The sequence below is a fragment of the Vibrio sp. 1751 genome, from assembly GCF_033339895.1.
In the GTDB taxonomy this organism is placed as follows: domain Bacteria; phylum Pseudomonadota; class Gammaproteobacteria; order Enterobacterales; family Vibrionaceae; genus Vibrio; species Vibrio alginolyticus.
The window spans coordinates 85,544-106,165 of the sequence record NZ_JAWOVM010000006.1; the positions used below are offsets into that span (position 1 = coordinate 85,544).

The 20,622-nt window shown below is 44.8% G+C and carries 22 protein-coding genes; 14 read left to right on the top strand and 8 right to left on the bottom strand.

The window, feature by feature from the left end:
- Positions 1 to 159 precede the first annotated feature (159 nt).
- The 5 genes from R7041_RS04195 to R7041_RS04215 all read left to right on the top strand — a co-directional run bounded on the left by R7041_RS04195 (position 160) and on the right by R7041_RS04215 (position 4,579).
- The gene (locus tag R7041_RS04195; protein WP_005380234.1) at positions 160 to 615 is read left to right on the top strand and encodes a DUF2850 domain-containing protein; all 456 of its coding nucleotides are present in this window, start codon (positions 160 to 162) and stop codon (positions 613 to 615) included.
- A gap of 273 nt (positions 616 to 888) precedes the next feature.
- Positions 889 to 1,992: a murein transglycosylase A gene (mltA, locus tag R7041_RS04200; RefSeq protein ID WP_064368729.1), complete on the top strand. Its 1,104-nt coding sequence runs from the start codon at positions 889 to 891 to the stop codon at positions 1,990 to 1,992.
- A 99-nt stretch (positions 1,993 to 2,091) separates the two neighbouring features.
- On the top strand, positions 2,092 to 2,901 hold the full coding sequence (tcdA, locus tag R7041_RS04205) for a tRNA cyclic N6-threonylcarbamoyladenosine(37) synthase TcdA (protein WP_005391724.1): 810 nt from the start codon (positions 2,092 to 2,094) through the stop codon (positions 2,899 to 2,901).
- A gap of 19 nt (positions 2,902 to 2,920) precedes the next feature.
- Positions 2,921 to 3,349 (top strand): cysteine desulfurase sulfur acceptor subunit CsdE, encoded by a 429-nt coding sequence (gene csdE, locus R7041_RS04210; protein WP_017636016.1) that lies wholly within the window; start codon positions 2,921 to 2,923, stop codon positions 3,347 to 3,349.
- A gap of 309 nt (positions 3,350 to 3,658) precedes the next feature.
- On the top strand, positions 3,659 to 4,579 hold the full coding sequence (locus R7041_RS04215; RefSeq protein ID WP_206949386.1) for a GGDEF domain-containing protein: 921 nt from the start codon (positions 3,659 to 3,661) through the stop codon (positions 4,577 to 4,579).
- Between the two features lie 33 nt (positions 4,580 to 4,612).
- Here R7041_RS04215 and csdA read toward each other — a convergent pair whose 3' ends face one another.
- The 4 genes from csdA to R7041_RS04235 all read right to left on the bottom strand — a co-directional run bounded on the left by csdA (position 4,613) and on the right by R7041_RS04235 (position 8,264).
- Positions 4,613 to 5,824: a cysteine desulfurase CsdA gene (csdA, locus tag R7041_RS04220; RefSeq protein WP_206949384.1), complete on the bottom strand. Its 1,212-nt coding sequence runs from the start codon at positions 5,822 to 5,824 to the stop codon at positions 4,613 to 4,615.
- Positions 5,824 to 6,423 carry a DJ-1 family glyoxalase III gene (locus R7041_RS04225; protein WP_006742560.1) on the bottom strand — a complete coding sequence of 200 codons (600 nt, stop codon included), beginning with the start codon at positions 6,421 to 6,423 and terminating at the stop codon, positions 5,824 to 5,826. The genes csdA and R7041_RS04225 overlap by 1 nt, the downstream gene beginning before the upstream one ends.
- On the bottom strand, positions 6,420 to 7,310 hold the full coding sequence (panE, locus tag R7041_RS04230; protein ID WP_206949382.1) for a 2-dehydropantoate 2-reductase: 891 nt from the start codon (positions 7,308 to 7,310) through the stop codon (positions 6,420 to 6,422). The genes R7041_RS04225 and panE overlap by 4 nt, the downstream gene beginning before the upstream one ends.
- Before the next feature lie 108 nt (positions 7,311 to 7,418).
- Positions 7,419 to 8,264, bottom strand: a complete 846-nt coding sequence (locus R7041_RS04235; protein ID WP_005391741.1) for an outer membrane protein OmpK — start codon at positions 8,262 to 8,264, stop codon at positions 7,419 to 7,421.
- A gap of 323 nt (positions 8,265 to 8,587) precedes the next feature.
- On the opposite strand from R7041_RS04235, the gene R7041_RS04240 reads away from it, so the two are divergent.
- From R7041_RS04240 to R7041_RS04255, 4 genes are read left to right on the top strand one after another with little or no spacing between them, the layout of a single operon-like run.
- Positions 8,588 to 9,184 carry an LON peptidase substrate-binding domain-containing protein gene (locus R7041_RS04240; RefSeq protein WP_017636020.1) on the top strand — a complete coding sequence of 199 codons (597 nt, stop codon included), beginning with the start codon at positions 8,588 to 8,590 and terminating at the stop codon, positions 9,182 to 9,184.
- Positions 9,181 to 10,539: a DUF4397 domain-containing protein gene (locus tag R7041_RS04245; RefSeq protein ID WP_206949381.1), complete on the top strand. Its 1,359-nt coding sequence runs from the start codon at positions 9,181 to 9,183 to the stop codon at positions 10,537 to 10,539. Before R7041_RS04240 ends, R7041_RS04245 begins: the two co-directional genes overlap by 4 nt.
- A gap of 44 nt (positions 10,540 to 10,583) precedes the next feature.
- Positions 10,584 to 11,168: an RNA polymerase sigma factor gene (locus R7041_RS04250; RefSeq protein WP_017636022.1), complete on the top strand. Its 585-nt coding sequence runs from the start codon at positions 10,584 to 10,586 to the stop codon at positions 11,166 to 11,168.
- Positions 11,165 to 11,824: a ChrR family anti-sigma-E factor gene (locus R7041_RS04255; RefSeq protein ID WP_005380256.1), complete on the top strand. Its 660-nt coding sequence runs from the start codon at positions 11,165 to 11,167 to the stop codon at positions 11,822 to 11,824. Before R7041_RS04250 ends, R7041_RS04255 begins: the two co-directional genes overlap by 4 nt.
- Positions 11,825 to 11,887: 63 nt before the next feature.
- Here the strand turns inward: R7041_RS04255 and R7041_RS04260 are convergent, their stop codons facing one another.
- From R7041_RS04260 to R7041_RS04275, 4 genes are all read right to left on the bottom strand, one after another.
- Entirely contained in the window at positions 11,888 to 13,240 is a 1,353-nt protein-coding gene (locus R7041_RS04260; RefSeq protein WP_132936897.1) for an AmpG family muropeptide MFS transporter, read from the bottom strand.
- Between the two features lie 71 nt (positions 13,241 to 13,311).
- A complete protein-coding gene (locus tag R7041_RS04265) occupies positions 13,312 to 13,857 on the bottom strand; it encodes a peptidylprolyl isomerase (protein ID WP_005380258.1) in 546 nt (181 codons plus the stop codon).
- The gene (locus tag R7041_RS04270) at positions 13,857 to 14,426 is read right to left on the bottom strand and encodes a YajG family lipoprotein (RefSeq protein ID WP_005380259.1); all 570 of its coding nucleotides are present in this window, start codon (positions 14,424 to 14,426) and stop codon (positions 13,857 to 13,859) included. Before R7041_RS04270 ends, R7041_RS04265 begins: the two co-directional genes overlap by 1 nt.
- A 32-nt stretch (positions 14,427 to 14,458) precedes the next feature.
- The gene (locus R7041_RS04275) at positions 14,459 to 15,613 is read right to left on the bottom strand and encodes a methyltransferase (RefSeq protein ID WP_005385302.1); all 1,155 of its coding nucleotides are present in this window, start codon (positions 15,611 to 15,613) and stop codon (positions 14,459 to 14,461) included.
- A gap of 243 nt (positions 15,614 to 15,856) precedes the next feature.
- Here R7041_RS04275 and bolA point away from each other — a divergent pair, with 243 nt between their 5' ends.
- The 5 genes from bolA to R7041_RS04300 all read left to right on the top strand — a co-directional run bounded on the left by bolA (position 15,857) and on the right by R7041_RS04300 (position 20,621).
- Positions 15,857 to 16,165, top strand: a complete 309-nt coding sequence (bolA, locus tag R7041_RS04280; RefSeq protein ID WP_005380262.1) for a transcriptional regulator BolA — start codon at positions 15,857 to 15,859, stop codon at positions 16,163 to 16,165.
- Positions 16,166 to 16,638: 473 nt separating this feature from the next.
- Positions 16,639 to 17,979, top strand: a complete 1,341-nt coding sequence (locus R7041_RS04285; RefSeq protein WP_005380264.1) for a Na(+)-translocating NADH-quinone reductase subunit A — start codon at positions 16,639 to 16,641, stop codon at positions 17,977 to 17,979.
- A gap of 5 nt (positions 17,980 to 17,984) precedes the next feature.
- A complete protein-coding gene (locus R7041_RS04290; protein ID WP_005380265.1) occupies positions 17,985 to 19,229 on the top strand; it encodes an NADH:ubiquinone reductase (Na(+)-transporting) subunit B in 1,245 nt (414 codons plus the stop codon).
- Complete coding sequence (locus tag R7041_RS04295) at positions 19,219 to 19,989, top strand: Na(+)-translocating NADH-quinone reductase subunit C (RefSeq protein WP_005380267.1); 771 nt, start codon at positions 19,219 to 19,221, stop codon at positions 19,987 to 19,989. The genes R7041_RS04290 and R7041_RS04295 overlap by 11 nt, the downstream gene beginning before the upstream one ends.
- On the top strand, positions 19,989 to 20,621 hold the full coding sequence (locus R7041_RS04300) for an NADH:ubiquinone reductase (Na(+)-transporting) subunit D (protein WP_005380269.1): 633 nt from the start codon (positions 19,989 to 19,991) through the stop codon (positions 20,619 to 20,621). The genes R7041_RS04295 and R7041_RS04300 overlap by 1 nt, the downstream gene beginning before the upstream one ends.
- Position 20,622 lies beyond the last annotated feature (1 nt).

The following is a 20,622-nucleotide window of genomic DNA, read 5'->3' on the forward strand; positions in this document are numbered from 1 at the left end:
AGCCATTCCTTTGTTTAATTATGTTAAAATAATGCCTTTTTATTCATTGAGTGGCAAGGCGAAATTTTGGAATAAAGCACAAACATATTGAGGTAGGTTCTTGGTCCCGTTAAGAGGGAAGGTTACAATGGTGGCGTCTTTCCTCAATACGTGAACCTCATGTCTTCTGCTGTTAATAAGAATGCTGCGATCACTGCTTCAAATCTGTCAAAAACGTCATCTAAATCAATGCTTCGTAAGTGGCTAGAGCGTTCTCTCATGCTTATAGCGATAGTTGGAACCGTTGTCGTGTGCATGCTGTATAGTGATTTGATTACTCGAACCATTAATCCGCCCATTCCCAAATCGACAATTTATGGTCGCTGGGTTGAGCAAGATGTTGCGCCTTATGCTCGTGAAGAATTTGTGTTGAGTGAGCGCGGTGTTACCGTAAATGGTTCTACAGTGGCGACCAGTTTTGAATTCGATGGGGATTCGTTTTCGTATCGAGTGGGTTCAAATGAGCGGCACTTCAATTTTGTGGGTAAGCAGCATGCAGAAATGAAGCTGGATGCCAATGCTCATTATCTACCTGTATTCCGTTTAGAGGGACGTGCAAGGATAGCGGTAAGATAGTCGTTTTTATTATTGTCTTTTAAGCAGAGCTCTCTTGCGTCTGTGAGCCATATGGATGATCACAATTTCATCTCTCAATCAGTAAATTTTACTTCCAAACATAATCCGGACAATTCCGTAATTCTTCCGCTGTTATCATGTTGCATTAACTGAATGAATTTACAACGAGTAAACGGATTGGCTTAGCGTTGAAACATTTTGTCGTTGCTTTTCAATTGCACCGTATGCATTTGTTTGCCATCCTTTTGCTATTCTCTTTTACGGAAAAGACACGTGTTAAAAAAACTCCTTCCTATTATCTCTTTGAGCCTACTCTTTGGCTGTGCTCAACAAAATGATCGTGCTCAGCAATATCTTGATGGTGAGTTTCCTCAGATCCTCAATCAAGTGGATGTGGTTGAGTCTAACAAACCACGCGATTTTACTGAATTTAACAAGCAAGCTGAGCAAGTGGTGATAAAGTCACCATCCATGGCGAAGATATACCAACCGCTATATCAACGATTAAGTGAGTGGGCGCAACAGAGCGGAGATACCAGTGTGTTGAGTGCGTTTGGCATTCAAGCCGCGCAATTGGGTGGTGGTGATAAAAAAGGTAATGTGCTGTTTACCGGATACTTTTCTCCCGTGATGGAACTGCGTCATACACCAAACGACATTTTTAAGTACCCAGTTTATGGCAAGCCAAACTGCTCATCAGATTGTCCGACTCGCGCGGAGATCTACAACGGGGCATTAGATGGCCAAGGTTTGGTGCTAGGTTATGCACCTAACCGTATTGACCCGTTTATGATGGAAGTGCAGGGCAGTGGCTATGTGCATTTTGAAGATGATGATACGTTGGAGTACTTCGCGTACGCAGGGAAAAATAATAAAGCTTACGTTAGTATTGGCCGCATTTTGATTGAACGTGGTGAAGTGCCGCGTGAAAAAATGTCCCTCAAAGCAATCAAAGAGTGGGTGATGGACAACGACGATGCGACAGTGCGCGAGTTGTTGGAGCAAAACCCTTCTTACGTCTTCTTTGCGCCAAAAGAGGAAGCGCCAGTAACGGGGTCGGCTGGTATTCCTTTGTTGCCAATGGCGGCGGTCGCGGGTGACCGTTCTATCTTACCAATGGGGACACCAATCTTGGCGGAAGTACCATTGCTGAATGCGGATGGTACGTGGAGCGGTGCGCATCAACTGCGAATGCTGATCGTTTTAGACACTGGTGGTGCGGTAAAACAGAACCATTTGGATCTGTATCATGGCATTGGTGCGAGAGCAGGAACGGAAGCAGGGCACTACAAGCATTTTGGTCGAGTTTGGAAACTTGGGCTGGAAAACTCACCAACTCAAGCGCCTTGGGCTTTACCGCCAGAAAAGCTACAATAGTCGTCCAAGAGAGAGGAACACTCTCTTATCTAGACATTTCATCAAAGAGTGCGTATAAATCGCACTCTTTGTTTTTCTATCGATCATCTGGACTTCAATATGCGTGAACTCGATACCCCAGCATCTGACAGCTACAATCAACGCTTTGGCGGCACTCGTCGTCTTTATGGCAACAGTGAAGTGGACATTCTTCGCGCTGCACACGTTTGTGTTATTGGTATTGGTGGCGTGGGTTCATGGGCGGTCGAAGCGCTGGCCCGTACTGGGATCGGTGAGTTGACTCTGATTGATATGGATGATGTTTGTGTCACGAATATTAACCGCCAAATTCATGCGATGACGGGCACCGTTGGCCAAAGCAAAATTGAAGTGATGGCCGAGCGTGTCAAATTGATCAACCCAGAGTGTAAAGTCAATCTGATTGATGATTTCATCACGCCAGACAATCAACATGAGTACTTAAGCAAAGAGTTTGATTACGTGCTAGATGCGATTGACAGCGTAAAAGCGAAGGCGTCTTTGTTGGCGTATTGCCGCAGCAACAAGATCAAAGTGATCACTACGGGGGGCGCTGGTGGTCAGGTTGACCCAACGCAGATCATGGTCGCTGATTTAACGAAAACGATCCAAGATCCTCTAGCGAAGAAAATCAAAGACACCTTGCGTCGTCATCATAACTTCCCTAAGAATCCGGCTCGTAAGTTTGGTATTGATTGCGTGTTTTCAACCGAGCAGCTGAAGTATCCTCAAGCAGACGGTTCAGTGTGTGGTGTGAAGTCGACAGCGGAAGGCCCAAAACGTATGGATTGTGCTAGCGGTTTTGGTGCGGCGACTGTTGTAACTGCAACGTTTGGCTTTGTCGCGGTATCGCGAATCGTTGAGAAGTTGATTTCAAAATATAAGCAGTAAACTAGAAGAAGAGCGCATCATGACAGATTTTCCCGTTTCTCCATTTGGTACAGATATCACCAGCGAAGATATTGTAGCGACTATGCAACAATTTCAAGGCTGGGAAGATCGCTACCGTCAGGTTATTCAGTGGGGTAAAAAGCTGCCACAAATGCCAGAAGAGCTGAAATCAGAACAAGTTACCGTTTCGGGTTGTGAAAGCTTGGTGTGGTTAGTGAGCCAAGAGCAAGATGGCGTTTGGCATTTTTGTGCGGACTCCGATGCGCGTATCGTCCGTGGATTGATTGCCTTGGTGATGGCGGCTTATGACGGAAAAACGGCCGATCAAATTCAAGCATTTGATATTGATGCTTATTTTGATCAGCTGGGGCTTGTCTCCCATTTAAGCCCGTCACGTGGTAATGGCTTGAAAGCTATTGTAGAGCAGATTAAGCAAACCGCCGTGTAACGAGTCATTTTCCCAATTCTTAAAAAACGCTGAATAGCCTGGCTGTTTGGCGTTTTTTGTATCTGAGTTGAGATATTTTTTGCATATGGATAAAAAGTATGCAAATGGTCGACTATTTTAGCGTTAATTAACCATTCTATTGATCCTGGTTCATTATATTGCCCACTTGGTTTTTATAAACTCAATTGTATTTAAAATTTGTCTATATTAGATAATAGACATATGCCCCATTCGCTCCTATTCCCCAATGTGGAAACACACTTGGAAGCGATTGGGTTACTTAGATACAAATGCTAGGAACCTCCCTATATGCAATTCACCTTGGAACATGCGCAAGACGTGTTATCCGGAATGCCAGACCCCACTTTTATTCTGAGTGAAGATGGTATCTATATTGATGTTTTTGGAGGAACAGATAAAAAAGCCTATCACGATGGAAGTAATTTGATAGGTGAGACGCTGCACAGCGTACTCGAGAAAGATAAAGCTGACTGGTTTATCGAGCAGATCAGTCGATCACTGAAACAAGACAGTATTGTGACGATCGAGTACAAGATGTGCGCCGACAGCATTCAGGGAATAGATGCTAACAGTGGGCCAAGAGGCGACCTATACTACGAAGGCAAGATCTGCCCACTCGCTATAAAATACCGAGGTCGTCGCGTTGTCCTTATTCTTACACGCAACATCTCCAATCGCCACCGAGTTGAAACCCTTCTTCGCCATCAAAGCCAAATTGATGCTCTTACCAACATCAACAATCGACGTGTCTTTTTCGAAAAGCTCACAGAAGAGGTCATTAAAGCTCAAGAGCCGAACTATCACTCCGCGTTGTTATTGTTTGATTTGGACTTTTTTAAAGTCATCAATGATAAACGTGGTCATGATGCGGGGGATTATGTCTTAGAGACCTTAGCTGATTTGGTTTCTCACTTACTCGTCAAAGACGAAATTTTTGCAAGAGTCGGAGGGGAGGAGTTTGCGATTATTTTGCCTGAAACTTCTATGTCGGCGGCGAAAGAGGTAGGAGAGGAAGTACGTTCCCACATTCAAAATTGTCAGTTCGAATTTGAAAAGATTGAAATTCCGGTCACGGTGAGTGTAGGCGTGGTGGAAATAGGCAGAAATGAAACCACCAAACGTTTGTATGCGCATGCAGATAAAGCGCTTTATGCTGCGAAAAGAAATGGCAGAAATTGCGTGGCGACTCTGGATAGGCAGATGGAGTAACCTTGTTGGTTACTCCAAATCAAACCGTTGGCGTTATAGCATGTCGACGGCTTTTTCTACGGCGGCGATGAGTCTATCCACATCTTCAGCCGTGTTATAAATACCAAAAGAAACGCGTACCGTGCCTTTAACGTTTAGCGCATCCATCAATGGGTGAGCGCAGTGGTGTCCTGCTCGTACCGCAATGCCTTGTTGATCGAGCAGCGTCGCCATGTCTTGGTGATGAACGCCGTCCATGACGAACGTCAGTACAGAGGCATTCGGTTGATAGCCTAGAATATGGATGTCATCCAAAGCGCTTAGTGCTTGGTAGGCCTTATCCTGAAGCACATGGAGATGATCCTCTACTTCGTGATGGTTAAAACCTTGGTACCACTCAATGGCTTTCGCTAGAGCAATCGCGCCCGCAACGTTTGGTGTGCCCGCTTCAAATTTACCAGGAAGTGCAGAAAACGTCGTTTTCTCGAAAGAAACACGTTCAACCATTTTACCGCCGCCGTGCCATGGTGGCATGGCTTCCAAAAGTTTAAGCTTGCCGTATAAAACCCCAATGCCTGCTGGTGCATAAAGTTTGTGACCTGAGAAAACGTAGAAATCGATATCTGATGTCGATAAATCAAGTTGCTCATGTACGATGCCTTGCGCGCCATCAACTACAACAACCGCGCCAACGTTGTGCGCCAGTTCAGTGATTTTTTCGATAGGTTGGGGTGTGCCTGTTACGTTGGTTATTTGTGCGCAAGCAACAATTTTACAGCGGTCAGACAGAAGCGCCTCAAATGCACTGATGTCGAACTGGCAATCTGATGTCATCGGAACTTTAATGACTTTAGCACCCGTTTGCTCTGCCACGATTTGCCAAGGCACGATGTTGGCGTGGTGCTCCATCTCGCTAATCAAGATCTCATCACCTGGTTGTAACGTGCTACGGGCGTAGGTTTGAGCAATTAAGTTCAGTGCTTCGGTTGCGCCCCGTGTCCAAATGATCTCTTTAGAGCTGTTTGAACCAATAAAGCTTGCCACTCGTTCTCGTGCCGCTTCAAATTGGCTGGTGGCATTAGCCGTTAAACTATGGCTGCCACGGTGAACATTGGCATTTTGCGCACTGTAGTAATGACTGATGACATTAATCACACATTGCGGTTTTTGCGTTGTCGCTGCGCTATCTAGATACACTAAGGGCGTATCGTTGACGGATTGGTTTAGAGCAGGAAATTGCTCGCGAACAGCATTTACGTCAAACATTATTCTTCACCAAGCTTGTGGTAGTGCAGAGTAGGCAGAGGGATCATTGGTTCAGCAACTGACCATGCGTGTTTTTTACCTGAGAGTTGAATGATTACTTCCATCGCGAACTCTAAAGCTGTACCCGGACCTTGACTAGTGATCAGGTTGTGGTTGATATCAAAGGTCACACGTTTACTGCGCCACTTCTCTTCCGGGATATGCGACTGAAAGCTCGGGTGACAGGTCATCAGTGATTGTGGGAAAAGATCATGGTGTTGCAATACCAACGCTGGTGCTGCGCAGATAGCTGCGACCAATTTTCCCTCGTAGATGTGCTGCTTAAGGATTTCTATCATCACCGTACTATCACGGAAAATTTCTGCACCACCAACACCACCAGAAAGCGCTATGGCATCAAACTCATCATCAGCGATATCGACCAGCTTACAATCTGCCGTTAATGTGACTCCGCGAGAAGCTTTCATCGTCAATGAGCCATCAAAAGCAGCACTCGCTACCGTAACGTCATAACCCGCGCGAACCATCATGTCGATAACGGTGACGGCTTCCATTTCTTCGGTGCCTGGAGCGATTGGCACTAAGATTTTCTTACTCATTGTTCTGTCCAGCTTTGTTCTATTTGTTTGATGCGTTGGTAAAGTTTTAAATTCTCAGGCGTATTGATGCGATGTTTCTCGGCAGCCTTTAACAAGTATCCGGTTATAAAATCAATTTCCGTTCGACGCTGATGGAATACGTCTTGTCTCATTGAAGAATAGTTCTCAGCTGTGGCGTTCACCACTTGCATTACCGTATCGAAAAGAGAGCGAAACTCGATAGCAATACCTTCTTTACTCATTACTTCAACCAGTTCTTGAGTGATGCTTTCGAGTTGTATCTTAAACTCGGGCTTCGCAAGTTCACCATTCTTACACTGGAGAATCGCAGTCAGTGGGTTAATCGCGCAGTTGATCGCTAACTTAGTCCATAACGCAGATTGGATGTGTGGATTCCAAATGACCTCTGGAAGGGCATTATGCATAACATCTTGCAGAAAAGTGCACTGCATTCCTTTGTCATTATAACCACCCGCTTGCGTTGTTCCGTGACCGGTATGCAATACGTGTTGGTTATCTGGTTTGTATGCGCCGTGCGTCGTTGTTGCGAGCACTATCGGATTGTTTGGCACAACCTTCTCCACGGCAGAGGCAGTACCCATACCATTGTGCATCAGCATGATAATCGTGTCTGTATTGATATGAGGCAGTAAAGGCTGAATGGCGTCTTCCACTTGCCAAGCTTTTACCGTGATCAAAATGAGGTCCGCTTGATTTACGGAGGAAATATCTTGATTACTGAATACGTTTGCGGGTGTGTCATCCAACTGAAGTGATTGTTGGCTTTCAGAACTTCTTCCCCACAATGAAACATTGTGCCCGGCAAGCTTAAATTTTGTTGCCCAGAGTGAGCCCACCGCACCTGGACCGAGGATAAGGATATTCACCAAACGCTCTCATTAAAAAGGTTTGCTGCAAGGATAATGAGGGAAAAAAGGAAAGCAAATAAAAATGGCGCCGAAAGGCGCCATTTTTGAGCAAACTTAGTGGTTCAATTAGAACTTGTAAGTTACAGCTAGGTAGTGGCTTACACCAGTCGATTCTAGCTCAACACCTGGAGCGACTTGTAGACCGTCTTTTACGCCATATACTTCTTTGTATGCTTTCAGGCCGTAACCAACCGCGAAGCGATCTGAGTGCCAGTAAATGCCGTTGAACATTGCACCACCGTTTGACGCGGTAGTACCAAATTTGTTACCAGCATCATCATCCATACCGAATTGGTAATCAATGTAACCTTGGTAAGAAATGAATGAACCATTGTCGAAGAAGTAGAATGGTTTGAACCAGTTAGTCGAGATTTGGAAACCGTTCCAACCTTTGTTGTTGCCATCGTAAGTGCTGTACAGGTTTAGGCCGATTTTACCTAACCAAGGAACCATTACATCAGAACCTAAACCGATTTTCTGGTTGTTTACACCACCGTTGTTACCGCCCCATTCCATTAGAGATGCAATGTATAGCTCTTGAACTGGACCGAAAGATAGGTCTTTACCAGTTACGGCATCTAGAGACATACGTGGTGCAAATTTCATGAACATCTTGTCAGGAGCGCCGTTCTCAATTGACTTATCTTGGTTATCTTTAGTCGCTAGGTTAAATACGTCTACGTAACCGTATAGGTCGAAAATACCAGAGCGACCGCCAAATTCCATTTCTAGGTAATCGTGAGCGTTGTCGTCAGCGCCTTTAACTCGTGGCATTTCATCAATTGAGTACATGTAGTTGAACTGCATCCACTTGTAATCGTTTTTGTGGATATCGCCGTCAGAGTAATCTGCCGCCATAACTGGAGCTGAAGTAGCCGCTAGAAGGCTAAGAGCTAAAAGTGATTTACGCATAAGGGGACTCTCTATGTTTGTAATGATTCAGAACACGCAATCTATGCTGCGCTTTCCAATTGGCGGGAATAATAGCGATAAAAATCCCAAATGAAAGTGATAAAGGGTGCAAAATTGAACGTTTTTGGTGAGTTGTGTCACGAAATTATCTTTATTTACGGAACTTTTTGTTTGTTGCATTTGATTGCAATAAATATGTGATTTGGATCGTTTGCGTAAGCGATTTTATGACTTTTTAAGCCAGTCGATTAACCAACATAAATCGTTAGTGATCGGAGTGATAAGGGATTCGTATGTATCCGTGAATCAAAGAGGACGTTTGAATGAAAGAAGTCATGTTATTCCCACTCACTTCAGTTGTACTCCCTGAAGGTAAAATGAATCTGCGCATTTTTGAGCCACGATATAAGCGAATGGTAAAGGAATGCAGCCTACAAAATGTGGGCTTTGGAGTTTGCCTAGTAGGAAGTGAAGGTGACCCTAAAGACGTGGGTAACGTTTCATCTATCGGAACTTTGGTCAGGATCGTTGATTTTGAAACACTCAGTGATGGCCTTCTTGGTATTACAGTTGCTGGTGAGCAACGCTTTGTTGTCAAACGCGTCCGTGCAGATGCGGATGGCTTACGTCATGCAGAGGTTGAATGGTTAGACAATTGGCAACATCTAGACAACTCACCAGATTTCTTCTTTTTAAGCCAGCAGTTATCCCATGTTTATGAAGAGTTTCCTCAACTTGGAAGCCTCTACCAGCATCGTTTTTACGATGACTCTGCTTGGGTTACTCAGCGTTGGCTTGAGTTACTACCCCTAGACTGCAATCTGTTCGAACAGCTAGTCGGCGCAGAGGACTGTATTCCTGCGTTGCAATTTCTGACAGAAGCCATAGAAGCCCCGACTAACAAAGAGGCAAGGATATGAAAGGATTTAATAAAGCTGCGCTAACTATTGTTGCGACATTAGGACTGGCGGCGTGTGGCTCCGACAGTGACACTATCGAGTATTCCAATTTACAAGCAGTGCACGCGTCTTCTGATGCGCCGCTCGCAAATGTGTGGATCAACGATAAACCATCATTAACGAATGTTGATTATGGTGTGGGATCTGGCTACGTTAAATTGCGAGAGGGGATGAATTCGATTCAGGTCGATGTTCAGCTCCCAGGTAATGAAACCGCGACCGTAATACCTAAAACAGAACTAGATCTTGATTCCGACCTCAATTATAACGTGTTCGTTGTTGGCGATGCCGATGGTTCGCCAAACCCAGTTGAGCCTTTAGTTGTGACTCGCAGCGCCGATTCAATGGCTGATGCCAATAGTTTAGATGTTCAAGTTGTTCATGCAGCTTCAGGCGTTCCTGCTGTTGATCTTTATGTCACTGAGCCAGGTGCTGCTCTTGCTAGCGCGACTCCAATAACTAACCTTGCTTACAAAGCTTCTACCGACGTATTGAACATCCCAGCTGGTGAGTATCAAGTTCGACTTGCCGTAGGAGACAGCGTTGCTTTTGACTCGGGCAAAGTATCTCTTGCGGCTAACTCCAACTTGACGATTGCCGCTATCGGCACAGGAGATTCGAATAGCACGTCACCTGTCAAACTCTTGGTGTTGGACGGTTCGGGCTCTTCTATAATTGAAGATATGGGCAGCCAAGCTGAAGTAAGAGTCGGACACCTTGTCGATGGAGCGCCAGTCGTCGATGTTAACGTTAACGGGGCGGCCTTCGCTCCTCTTGTCGACTTAGCGTTCAAAGAGATTCGTGGTTATTTGGATCTTGCTGCTGGCGCTTACGATATTGACGTTTACGTGGATGGCACAACAACCAATCCGATCATAGATGTTGACGGGTTAATGGTTGCAGGTGGAATGGATTACAGTGTTTATGCAGTCGGTGTTGTTAGCCCAGCGATTGATATCGAAGCTCTGGTTGTTGAAGATATGAGACGCGCTGTGGCGACTAGCGCGACATTGAATGTGACACACGCGGCGGCTAATCCTATAGCGGAAATGGTGGATATTTACCTCACTACGAGTGCAGGAATAGATGGAAGTGATCCAACTATTGCTAATTTTGCGTATAAAAATAGCGTACAAGGATTATATGTCGCTGAAGGTACATATTATGTAACGGTAACAGTGGCTGGTAACCCAAGTATTGTTGCGGTTGACTCAGCACCAGTCAATGTAATGAACGGTGTTGTGTACCAAGTCGTTGCCATTGATGATGGGAACAACGGTGGTTTCAACTTGTTGGTCGATGACGTGACCGATTAGGACGAATGGGAGGAGGAGACTCCTCCCACAAATTAAGGCCGATTATGATGAGTGATAGCCCGAAAAAACTGGGGCGCAGTGATTGGAACGATTACATGGATAAAGTGAAGGATCGAGACAAAGATGCGTTCGCTTTTGTATTCCGTTTTTACGCACCCAAGCTGAAGCAATTCGCTTACAAACATGTTGGTAATGAGCAAGTTGCTATGGAGATGGTGCAAGAGACCATGGCGACAGTTTGGCAGAAAGCGCACCTCTATGATGGTGAAAAGAGCGCGTTATCGACTTGGATATATACCATAATCCGAAACCTTTGTTTTGATCTGCTGAGAAAACAGAAAGGTAAGGAATTACACATTCATTCTGATGACATTTGGCCGTCAGAGTATTATCCACCTGATCTTGTTGATCACTATTCACCAGAACAAGATATGTTGAAAGAACAGGTGGTTAAGTTTTTAGATATATTACCGAAAAACCAGAGAGATGTTTTACAAGCGGTATATCTTGAAGAGTTACCTCATCAACAGGTCGCGGAATTATTTGATATACCCCTCGGTACCGTAAAATCCAGGCTGAGGCTTGCAGTAGAAAAGCTAAGGCATTCAATGCATACGGAGCAACTATGAACAAACACCCAGATAACAGCTTGTTAGAAGCATACGCTTCGGGAAGCATTGATGCAGTTTCTGGTCTTGTGGTCGCAACCCATTTAGAAACATGCACCAAGTGCCGAGCTTATGTGAACCAAGTCGAAGCAAGTCAAGCGAACATCGTAAGTGACATACCTTCTGAGTATGTTTCTGAATTTGACGACATGTTTAATGACATCATCAATGCGGAGCCAGCGACTGATAATATCGTGATCCGCGACTCTGCTGCTGTTAATGTGGCAGGAAAAAGTTTCGCTCTTCCTAAAACTCTAGCGCGTTTCTCTGACCTCGTAGGGTCATGGAGAAGTTACGGAGGCAAGGTTTTCAGTGCTCAGATTGACCTAGGGGAAGACGCTCGTGTCAGCTTAATGTACATCGGGGAAGATGTGCAAATTCCTCAACATACGCACAAAGGCCTGGAGTCTACATTGATCCTACATGGTGGATTTAGTGACGAGGATGGCCAATATGAAGAAGGCGATTTGATGATTAGAGACGCATCAGTGAAGCACAGCCCTTACACTAAGGCCGGAGAAGACTGCTTGTGTTTAACCGTATTGACTGAGCCGATGATCTTTACTCAAGGCGTGGCACGTATATTTAATATGTTTGGTAAAGGGTTATACCCATAGACCTCTTATCTTATATCTCGCAAAACAAAAACCACCGAATTCGGTGGTTTTTTATATGTTTCGTTAATGTTTGTGACGTGCTTTTTCCAATAGAGCATCAAAGTAATGTCGTAGCGAGTACAACATAATCAAGCTTGGCACGACCATGACAGCGGTAAGCACGAAGAATGTGCTCCAATCATTAAGATAATCCACTAGCTCGCCACTGAAAGAAGCAAGAGTCGTCCGTCCGAAGTTTCCTAGAGAGGCAAGCAACGCATACTGAGTTGCCGAAAATGCTTGCCCGGTTAGAATCGTCAAAAATGAAACAAAAGCGACAGTTGAGAAAGCAGTCGTAAAGTTATCGACAATAATCGTGGCTAAGTACAAGTGCTCGTTTGGGCCTACCGAAGCAATCCAAGCAAACATCAAGTTACTGGCAGACATAGCAATACCGCCGATCATTAATCCACGTACAATACCAAACCTAACGTTGAACATGCTTCCGACAAAAGTAAAGAAGATGGTGGCTCCCCAACCGATCAGTTTGGAGTAATAGCCAATTTGTTCATTGCTAAAACCAATATCTTTATAGAACGCGATCGACATCCTGCCCAAAAACGCTTCGCCAATTTTAAATAGGAAAACGAACAGCAACAGAGTAATCGCGACACGGACGCCATTGCGATTAAAGAAATCAAGGAAAGGTTCTACAACAGTCACGGTAAACCAAGCTACGACTTTTGAACCAACCACTTCTTTGTGGCGTTGTTCAGCGGCAGACTGAAGTTGTTCGCGTTGAGTCTTCGGTTCACTGACTAAAATCGTAAAGACCATTAGAATGCCGACTATCACCGCCATCCCGTAGTACACACCATTCCAACCGACACTGTCAGCATTAACAAACGCTAAATAACCCGGTAGTGAATAACCTGTCCACCAGCCAATGACCGCCATTGCAGAAGCTTGAGGCAGTTTAGACTCTTCTGACTTTGGGAAAGTATCAATACGAAAAGCATCAATTGCGATGTCTTGTGTCGCTGAAGCCGTTGCAATGCACAAGGCGAGTAGTGACGCAAACACCAAGTTTTCCGCTGGATTAACACCGGCAATAAATAGGGTAGCGACGAGTACGATACTTTGACAAAAGAAAATCCAGCTACGTCTTTGCCCCAGCAGTCTAAAGAGGACTGGCAGCTTCACGCGGTCAACCAGAGGTGCCCACAGAAAGTTGATCGCATAGACCGCAAAAACGCTACCAAAATAGCCAATTGCGGAGAGGGTCAAGCCGGCATCTTTTAGCCAACCTGACATGTTTGAACCGATAAGAACCCACGGAAAGCCGCTAGAGCAGCCTAGCATGAAAACCCACATGAGTCGTTTATCGAGGTAACTTTTTACCGTTTCCAACCAAGTGATGGAAGGTAATGAAGACATAAATCAATCCAATAAAATGAAGCCGTTGAAAGAGAAAGCCCTTCGATTATTCAAAGGGCTTATCGTTTTGGCTATTTAAGTAGTGTAGCTTTGGTGATGACGATTTGCGTCTCTGGTACATCACGCATTCGGCCTACTGTCGTGGTCGGCTGCTGAGCCATTTTCTGGATAACGTCGAACCCCTCAGTAACCTCACCAAATACAGCATAACCTGGTGGTCGAGCGCCATAGTTGAGAAAGTCATTGTCGACTAAGTTGACGAAAAACTGACGAGTTGCAGAGTTTGGTGCATTAGTTCGTGCCATGGCGATGGTAGCACGGTCATTGTTTAGACCATTATTTCCTTCGTTTTTGATTGGCGCGTATGTTTTCACCATCTGCATATCTTGGTTAAAGCCGCCACCTTGCGCCATAAAGCCTGGGATAATACGATGAAAAATAGTACCTTCGTAGCTCCCATCTTCTACATATTTCAGAAAATTAGCGACAGTGATAGGTGCTTTCTCTTCGTTTAACTCAACCGTAAATGAACCAAGGGTCGTTTCAAACGCTACTTTTGGCCCAGCCCAAACGCTGCAGCTGAGTAATGCTAAAGACAGAATCGCTTTGCGTAACATTAGAAACGCTCCTGCATGTATTGACGAAGCTCAGGGTCATTGGCAATCTCTTTAAGCGTCAATGTCACCACATCATTCAATGTCTCTTCAATATCGGCATCAGAAGCACTCAATGTGCCAGATCGCTTTGCTGTACCTGTATAAGTTTTGACTAGCTTGCCCTCAGGTGTCTCTGCTGTGATTTCCAGCACAACTTTAGCATCCATCTCATTTTCCATCACCGAATGCTTCACGTTGACCAACGCTTCTTGAACGCTCAATTCAATCGCGTTGTTGCTGTTTAGATCCGCATGGAAACCTTGAGATGAGAATTGCTTCTCTAATGCTTCTTCTAACGCAATACGTAAATTCTGTTTAGCATGAAGAGGAAGAATGTTCGAACGGCCGTTATCCACCAACGCCACGTACTGCGCTGCACGTACATCTTTGCTGGTCAAACTGTAAGTCTTGCCTTGAACAATTGGATTGGTGCTCAATGTGCTTTCTGGCATCAGGTTCAGCTGAGGTTGTTGAGGGGCTGAACACGCAGCAAGCAACGCAACCGAAGCCGCAAGTACCAATTTTCTCATTTTATTATTCCTTTTAACTATTTTGCTAAAGCTTATTTTGCGCTTAATTTAGCAGGATTTTTTGTAGCCTGTAAAATCACAAACTTATTGTTGGAAGCGATAAGTTTCACATTTTTATCGCCAAACAGACGTTTGAGTTTTGCGTCGTACCCGAGGTGACGATTTCCGATAACCAGTAAACGGCCATTTTCACTTAATACTTGTTTAGCATCGCAGAACATTTGCCAAGCAATATGATCGGTGATTGCCTGTTGTTGATGAAACGGTGGATTACACATAACCATAGAGCTGCTGCTGTGTTTAAAGCCGTCCAAGCAATTGTTCGCTATGCACTGTATGTCTCTATTTTCACCAAGGTTGTCGCGTAGGTTCTGTTTTGCCGACTCAAGCGCCATAAAACTTTCATCAACACATGTTAGCCGAGCATTTGGATTCAACTGACCAAATTTAACAGACAGAACACCATTGCCGCAGCCGAGGTCGATGACATTGTCTATCGAAGGGTCTTGAGGCAGGTGCTGCAGCATAAAGCGTGCACCTAAATCTAAACTTTCTCCTGAATAGACATTTGGCATGTTCTTGAGTTCGATATCTTCGCCATCAACGCGCCAAGTCGTGAAAGGCATTACTTCAATCGGAGGCTCAACTGTTGCTTGAGAAAACACCAATCTGTGCTTTTTCCAGGCCAAAGATGTTTTTGTTTCGCCTAAGTATTTTTCAAACAGTTTTAGCGTCGAAGTGTGAATGTCTTTCGCTTTATTGACTGCAATGACGGGGCAGGAAGCCGGTAGCGCCTTTCTTAATTGGCTTAGTATCCACACTAGATGGCGGTTACTTTTGGGCAGTTGCAGCAAGACGAGATCAATATTGGCAGGAACGAGGTCCATCGTGGTGGCAAACGCTACTTTATTGCACTGGTTTTGCTCGAGATTTTGCTGTGCACCTTTATGTGAGATGAATGAATCACTCATTAGCGTTACATGGTGCTTTTCCGAAAACCAGCAGGAGAGGGCACCAAAGCTGTCATTAATCACGAGGATGTTTTGATTGTCTGGCAAAGCAAGCTCTTCAACATGATTAATAAGATACTCATCACCGGCATCCCACGCTTGTAGCGTTTCGTTACTTCGTTTTGGGAAACGATGAAGTGTTAAGCTTCGCTCGTGAAGGTTCAGTTCGGTTTTCATAGCTAAATGTAAGTTGATTTAGAAATTAAGTGTTATTGTCGCAAATGATGACGTGTCGAGATACAAAAAGCTGTCAAATTTTACGAGTTCAGTGATGGCTGCTCTCTAGGCATGTTCATGGAGTCGAGCGCCTTGAGACAATATGTCTACAAAGTGCGTCAATAATGAGAGTGACGTTTGAGTGATGCATGTCTGCTTTACTTAGGTATATACTTATGGAATTCGCATCAATGAGGAACGAATATGATCCAAGAAATCATAGAGAAGAAACTACACAGTGAGCTGCAACCCAGCTATCTCAAAGTCATTAATGAGAGCTACATGCATAATGTGCCACCAGGCTCAGAGAGTCATTTCAAAGTGATTGTTGTGAGTGATTCGTTCGCGGGACAGCGTTTGATTGGGCGCCATCGTCAAGTTCATCAAATTTTGGCAGATGAACTGGATAACCACATTCATGCATTAGCTATTCATACATACACTGATGAAGAGTGGAAGCGTGAACAAGATGGCGCCCCTGATAGCCCGATGTGTATGGGTGGCGGTCACTAAAAACGCAAGATATAAAGGTGCAGAGAAAGGTGGCTTAAGGCCATCTTTTTTCGTTTTACATTCTTTAGGGACGTTAACGTGGCACAAATTCTGGTTAAAAAATGTGTTAACAGTGTTTCAACAAATGAATGGAAATTGCAGAATATTTCAGGCGATGAATATCACTTTTCCATAAGATATGTATGGAATATGGCATTTGTGCGATGGGTCAAAGTTATGACTATTCTTTGACCTTTTAGACCTGATTCTACCGAAATAACCCCTCTATTCTAATGATTGATCATGGCATCAAGTTCCTAAAAAATGCTAGACTACGGCACCTGATAAATCTCGCGTATTCCTTGTGACGAGATTTTTAATAGGATGTTGCGATTTTGATGTTTAAAACAACATCAAAACCGGACACTGATGTCGTGTCTAAAAGTTACGCAATCAAAAGAATCTTTTTCCCGATAAAAGTAGTGCAAGTGCGTATGATTACAATAAAGAAGGGCTTGGATCTTCCTATCGCAGGAACTCCATCCCAGGTGATTAATGATGGTAAGACCATCAAAAAAGTCGCCTTGCTTGGCGAAGAGTACGTTGGCATGCGACCTACCATGCATGTCCGCGTTGGTGATGAAGTGAAAAAAGCGCAAGTTCTTTTTGAAGATAAAAAGAACCCAGGCGTGAAATTTACTGCACCAGCAGCCGGTAAAGTGATCGAAGTTAACCGTGGCGCTAAACGTGTCCTTCAATCTGTAGTGATTGAAGTGGCAGGTGAAGAGCAGGTGACATTTGATAAGTTCGAAGCCGCTCAACTTTCAGGTCTAGATCGTGAAGTGATCAAGACTCAGTTGGTTGACTCTGGCTTATGGACCGCTTTACGTACTCGTCCGTTTAGCAAGGTTCCTGCAATCGAGTCTTCTACTAAGGCTATTTTCGTAACTGCAATGGATACTAATCCACTAGCAGCTAAGCCTGAGTTGATCATTAATGAGCAACAAGAAGCATTCATTGCTGGTCTAGACATTCTTTCAGCCCTGACAGAAGGCAAGGTTTACGTATGTAAATCTGGCACTAGCTTGCCACGTTCTTCACAGTCTAACGTAGAAGAACATGTCTTCGATGGCCCTCACCCAGCAGGTCTTGCTGGCACCCACATGCATTTCCTATACCCAGTAAATGCAGAGAATGTGGCATGGAGCATCAACTACCAAGACGTTATCGCGTTCGGTAAGCTGTTCCTAACTGGTGAGCTATGCACAGATCGTGTTGTGTCTCTAGCTGGCCCAGTTGTGAATAACCCTCGTCTAGTTCGTACCGTAATGGGTGCAAGCTTAGATGACCTAACAGATAACGAGCTGATGCCTGGCGAAGTTCGTGTGATCTCTGGTTCAGTACTAACAGGTACACATGCAACTGGTCCACACGCATACCTTGGCCGTTACCATCAACAGGTTTCTGTATTACGTGAAGGCCGTGAAAAAGAACTATTTGGCTGGGCAATGCCTGGTAAGAATAAGTTCTCGGTAACTCGCTCTTTCCTTGGTCACGTATTCAAAGGTCAGTTGTTCAATATGACAACGACGACCAATGGTAGTGATCGTTCAATGGTTCCAATTGGCAACTACGAACGCGTAATGCCTCTAGATATGGAGCCTACTTTGCTGCTTCGTGATCTATGTGCCGGCGACACAGACAGTGCTCAAGCACTGGGTGCGCTTGAACTGGATGAAGAAGATCTAGCATTGTGTACCTTTGTATGTCCAGGTAAGTACGAGTACGGTACGTTACTTCGTGAATGCCTAGATACTATCGAGAAGGAAGGGTAATTTTCATGGCTCTTAAAAAGTTTCTTGAAGACATCGAGCATCATTTTGAGCCTGGTGGCAAACACGAAAAATGGTTTGCCCTGTACGAAGCTGTAGCAACAGTTTTTTACACACCAGGTATCGTAACAAATAAAAGCTCGCACGTTCGTGATAGCGTTGACCTAAAACGTATCATGATCATGGTTTGGTTTGCGGTATTCCCAGCAATGTTCTGGGGTATGTACAACGCAGGTGGCCAAGCTATTGCAGCACTTAACCACATGTACGCTGGTGACCAACTAGCGACAGTTATCGCAGGTAACTGGCACTACTGGCTAACAGAAATGCTTGGCGGCACTATCGGTGCGGAAGCGGGTGTTGGCAGTAAGATGCTACTAGGTGCGACTTACTTCCTGCCAATCTACGCAACAGTATTTATTGTTGGTGGTTTCTGGGAAGTGTTGTTCTGTATGGTGCGTAAGCACGAAGTTAACGAAGGTTTCTTTGTAACTTCTATCTTATTCGCACTTATCGTTCCACCAACGCTACCTCTATGGCAAGCGGCGCTAGGTATCACATTTGGTGTTGTTGTAGCAAAAGAGATCTTCGGTGGTACAGGTCGTAACTTCCTTAACCCTGCACTTGCAGGTCGTGCATTTCTATTCTTCGCTTACCCAGCGCAAATTTCGGGTGACGTAGTATGGACTGCAGCTGACGGCTTCTCTGGTGCTACTGCTCTTAGCCAATGGGCTCAAGGCGGTAACGGTGCTCTAGTTAACACAGTAACTGGCGCTCCTATCACTTGGATGGACGCGTTCATCGGTAACATCCCTGGTTCAATTGGTGAAGTATCGACTCTAGCTCTAATGATCGGTGCAGCGATGATCGTTTACATGCGAATCGCTTCATGGCGCATCATTGCGGGTGTGATGATCGGTATGATCGCAGTATCGACTCTGTTTAACGTGATCGGTTCTGACACTAATCCAATGTTTAATATGCCATGGCACTGGCACCTAGTTCTAGGTGGTTTTGCATTCGGTATGTTCTTCATGGCAACGGACCCAGTATCAGCGTCATTTACTAGCAAAGGTAAATGGTGGTACGGCATCCTGATTGGTGCAATGTGTGTGATGATCCGTGTAGTTAACCCAGCGTACCCAGAAGGTATGATGCTGGCGATTCTATTCGCGAACCTATTCGCACCTCTGTTCGACCATGTAGTGATTGAGAAGAACATCAAGCGGAGACTAGCACGCTATGGCAAGTAATAACGACAGCATTAAAAAGACGCTGGGTGTTGTTATCGGGTTGAGCCTTGTTTGTTCAATCATCGTATCAACAGCAGCAGTAGGTCTGCGTGATAAGCAAAAAGCTAACGCTGTCCTAGATAAGCAATCAAAGATCGTTGAAGTTGCAGGCATTGACGCAAACGGTAAGAAAGTACCAGAGCTATTTGCTGAGTACATCGAACCTCGTCTAGTAGACCTTGAAACAGGTAACTTTACTGAGGGTAATGCATCTACGTACGATCAACGTGAAGCATCAAAAGATGCAGAACGTTCAATCGCATTGACACCAGAAGAAGACGTAGCTGATATCCGTCGTCGCGCGAATACAGCAGTGGTGTACCTTGTAAAAGATCAAGATGAAGTCCAAAAAGTTATCCTGCCTATGCACGGTAAAGGACTATGGTCGATGATGTATGCCTTTGTAGCCGTTGAAACTGATGGTAACACTGTGTCTGCTATTACTTACTACGAGCAAGGTGAAACTCCTGGACTTGGTGGTGAAGTAGAGAACCCTTCATGGCGCGATCAATTCATTGGCAAGAAATTGTACAATGAAGATCACCAGCCAGCGATTAAGGTCGTGAAAGGCGGCGCACCGCAAGGTTCTGAGCACGGTGTTGATGGCCTATCAGGAGCGACGCTCACTAGTAATGGTGTTCAACACACATTTGACTTCTGGTTAGGTGATATGGGCTTTGGTCCTTTCCTAGCAAAAGTTCGTGACGGAGAACTTAACTAATGTCTAGTGCACAAAACGTTAAAAAGAGCATCCTAGCGCCAGTGTTGGATAACAACCCAATCGCGCTACAAGTTCTTGGTGTATGTTCTGCTCTTGCAGTAACAACTAAACTAGAAACAGCTTTTGTAATGACACTAGCGGTAACATTTGTAACTGCGTTGTCTAACTTCTCTGTTTCATTGATCCGTAACCACATTCCTAACAGTGTGCGTATCATCGTTCAGATGGCAATCATCGCATCGTTAGTAATCGTGGTAGACCAAGTGCTAAAAGCTTACCTATACGATATCTCTAAACAGCTATCTGTATTCGTTGGTCTGATTATCACTAACTGTATCGTAATGGGTCGTGCTGAAGCATTCGCAATGAAGTCTGCGCCAGTACCATCTCTTATTGACGGTATTGGTAACGGTCTAGGTTACGGCTTCGTTCTTATCACTGTAGGTTTCTTCCGTGAGCTATTTGGCTCAGGCAAACTATTTGGTCTAGAAGTTCTACCTCTAGTGAGCAACGGTGGTTGGTACCAGCCTAACGGCCTAATGCTACTAGCACCATCAGCATTCTTCCTAATCGGCTTCCTTATCTGGGTAATCCGTATTCTGAAACCAGAACAAGTAGAAGCGAAGGAGTAAG

Coding starts and splice junctions, on each gene's coding strand:
- R7041_RS04195 (WP_005380234.1), top strand. CDS start 160: ATGTCTTCTGCTGTTAATAAGAATGCTGCGATCACTGCTTCAAATCTG.
- tcdA (WP_005391724.1), top strand. CDS start 2,092: ATGCGTGAACTCGATACCCCAGCATCTGACAGCTACAATCAACGCTTT.
- csdE (WP_017636016.1), top strand. CDS start 2,921: ATGACAGATTTTCCCGTTTCTCCATTTGGTACAGATATCACCAGCGAA.
- R7041_RS04215 (WP_206949386.1), top strand. CDS start 3,659: ATGCAATTCACCTTGGAACATGCGCAAGACGTGTTATCCGGAATGCCA.
- csdA (WP_206949384.1), bottom strand. CDS start 5,824: ATGTTTGACGTAAATGCTGTTCGCGAGCAATTTCCTGCTCTAAACCAA.
- R7041_RS04225 (WP_006742560.1), bottom strand. CDS start 6,423: ATGAGTAAGAAAATCTTAGTGCCAATCGCTCCAGGCACCGAAGAAATG.
- R7041_RS04235 (WP_005391741.1), bottom strand. CDS start 8,264: ATGCGTAAATCACTTTTAGCTCTTAGCCTTCTAGCGGCTACTTCAGCT.
- R7041_RS04240 (WP_017636020.1), top strand. CDS start 8,588: ATGAAAGAAGTCATGTTATTCCCACTCACTTCAGTTGTACTCCCTGAA.
- R7041_RS04245 (WP_206949381.1), top strand. CDS start 9,181: ATGAAAGGATTTAATAAAGCTGCGCTAACTATTGTTGCGACATTAGGA.
- R7041_RS04250 (WP_017636022.1), top strand. CDS start 10,584: ATGATGAGTGATAGCCCGAAAAAACTGGGGCGCAGTGATTGGAACGAT.
- R7041_RS04255 (WP_005380256.1), top strand. CDS start 11,165: ATGAACAAACACCCAGATAACAGCTTGTTAGAAGCATACGCTTCGGGA.
- R7041_RS04260 (WP_132936897.1), bottom strand. CDS start 13,240: ATGTCTTCATTACCTTCCATCACTTGGTTGGAAACGGTAAAAAGTTAC.
- R7041_RS04265 (WP_005380258.1), bottom strand. CDS start 13,857: ATGTTACGCAAAGCGATTCTGTCTTTAGCATTACTCAGCTGCAGCGTT.
- R7041_RS04270 (WP_005380259.1), bottom strand. CDS start 14,426: ATGAGAAAATTGGTACTTGCGGCTTCGGTTGCGTTGCTTGCTGCGTGT.
- R7041_RS04275 (WP_005385302.1), bottom strand. CDS start 15,613: ATGAAAACCGAACTGAACCTTCACGAGCGAAGCTTAACACTTCATCGT.
- bolA (WP_005380262.1), top strand. CDS start 15,857: ATGATCCAAGAAATCATAGAGAAGAAACTACACAGTGAGCTGCAACCC.
- R7041_RS04285 (WP_005380264.1), top strand. CDS start 16,639: ATGATTACAATAAAGAAGGGCTTGGATCTTCCTATCGCAGGAACTCCA.
- R7041_RS04290 (WP_005380265.1), top strand. CDS start 17,985: ATGGCTCTTAAAAAGTTTCTTGAAGACATCGAGCATCATTTTGAGCCT.
- R7041_RS04295 (WP_005380267.1), top strand. CDS start 19,219: ATGGCAAGTAATAACGACAGCATTAAAAAGACGCTGGGTGTTGTTATC.
- R7041_RS04300 (WP_005380269.1), top strand. CDS start 19,989: ATGTCTAGTGCACAAAACGTTAAAAAGAGCATCCTAGCGCCAGTGTTG.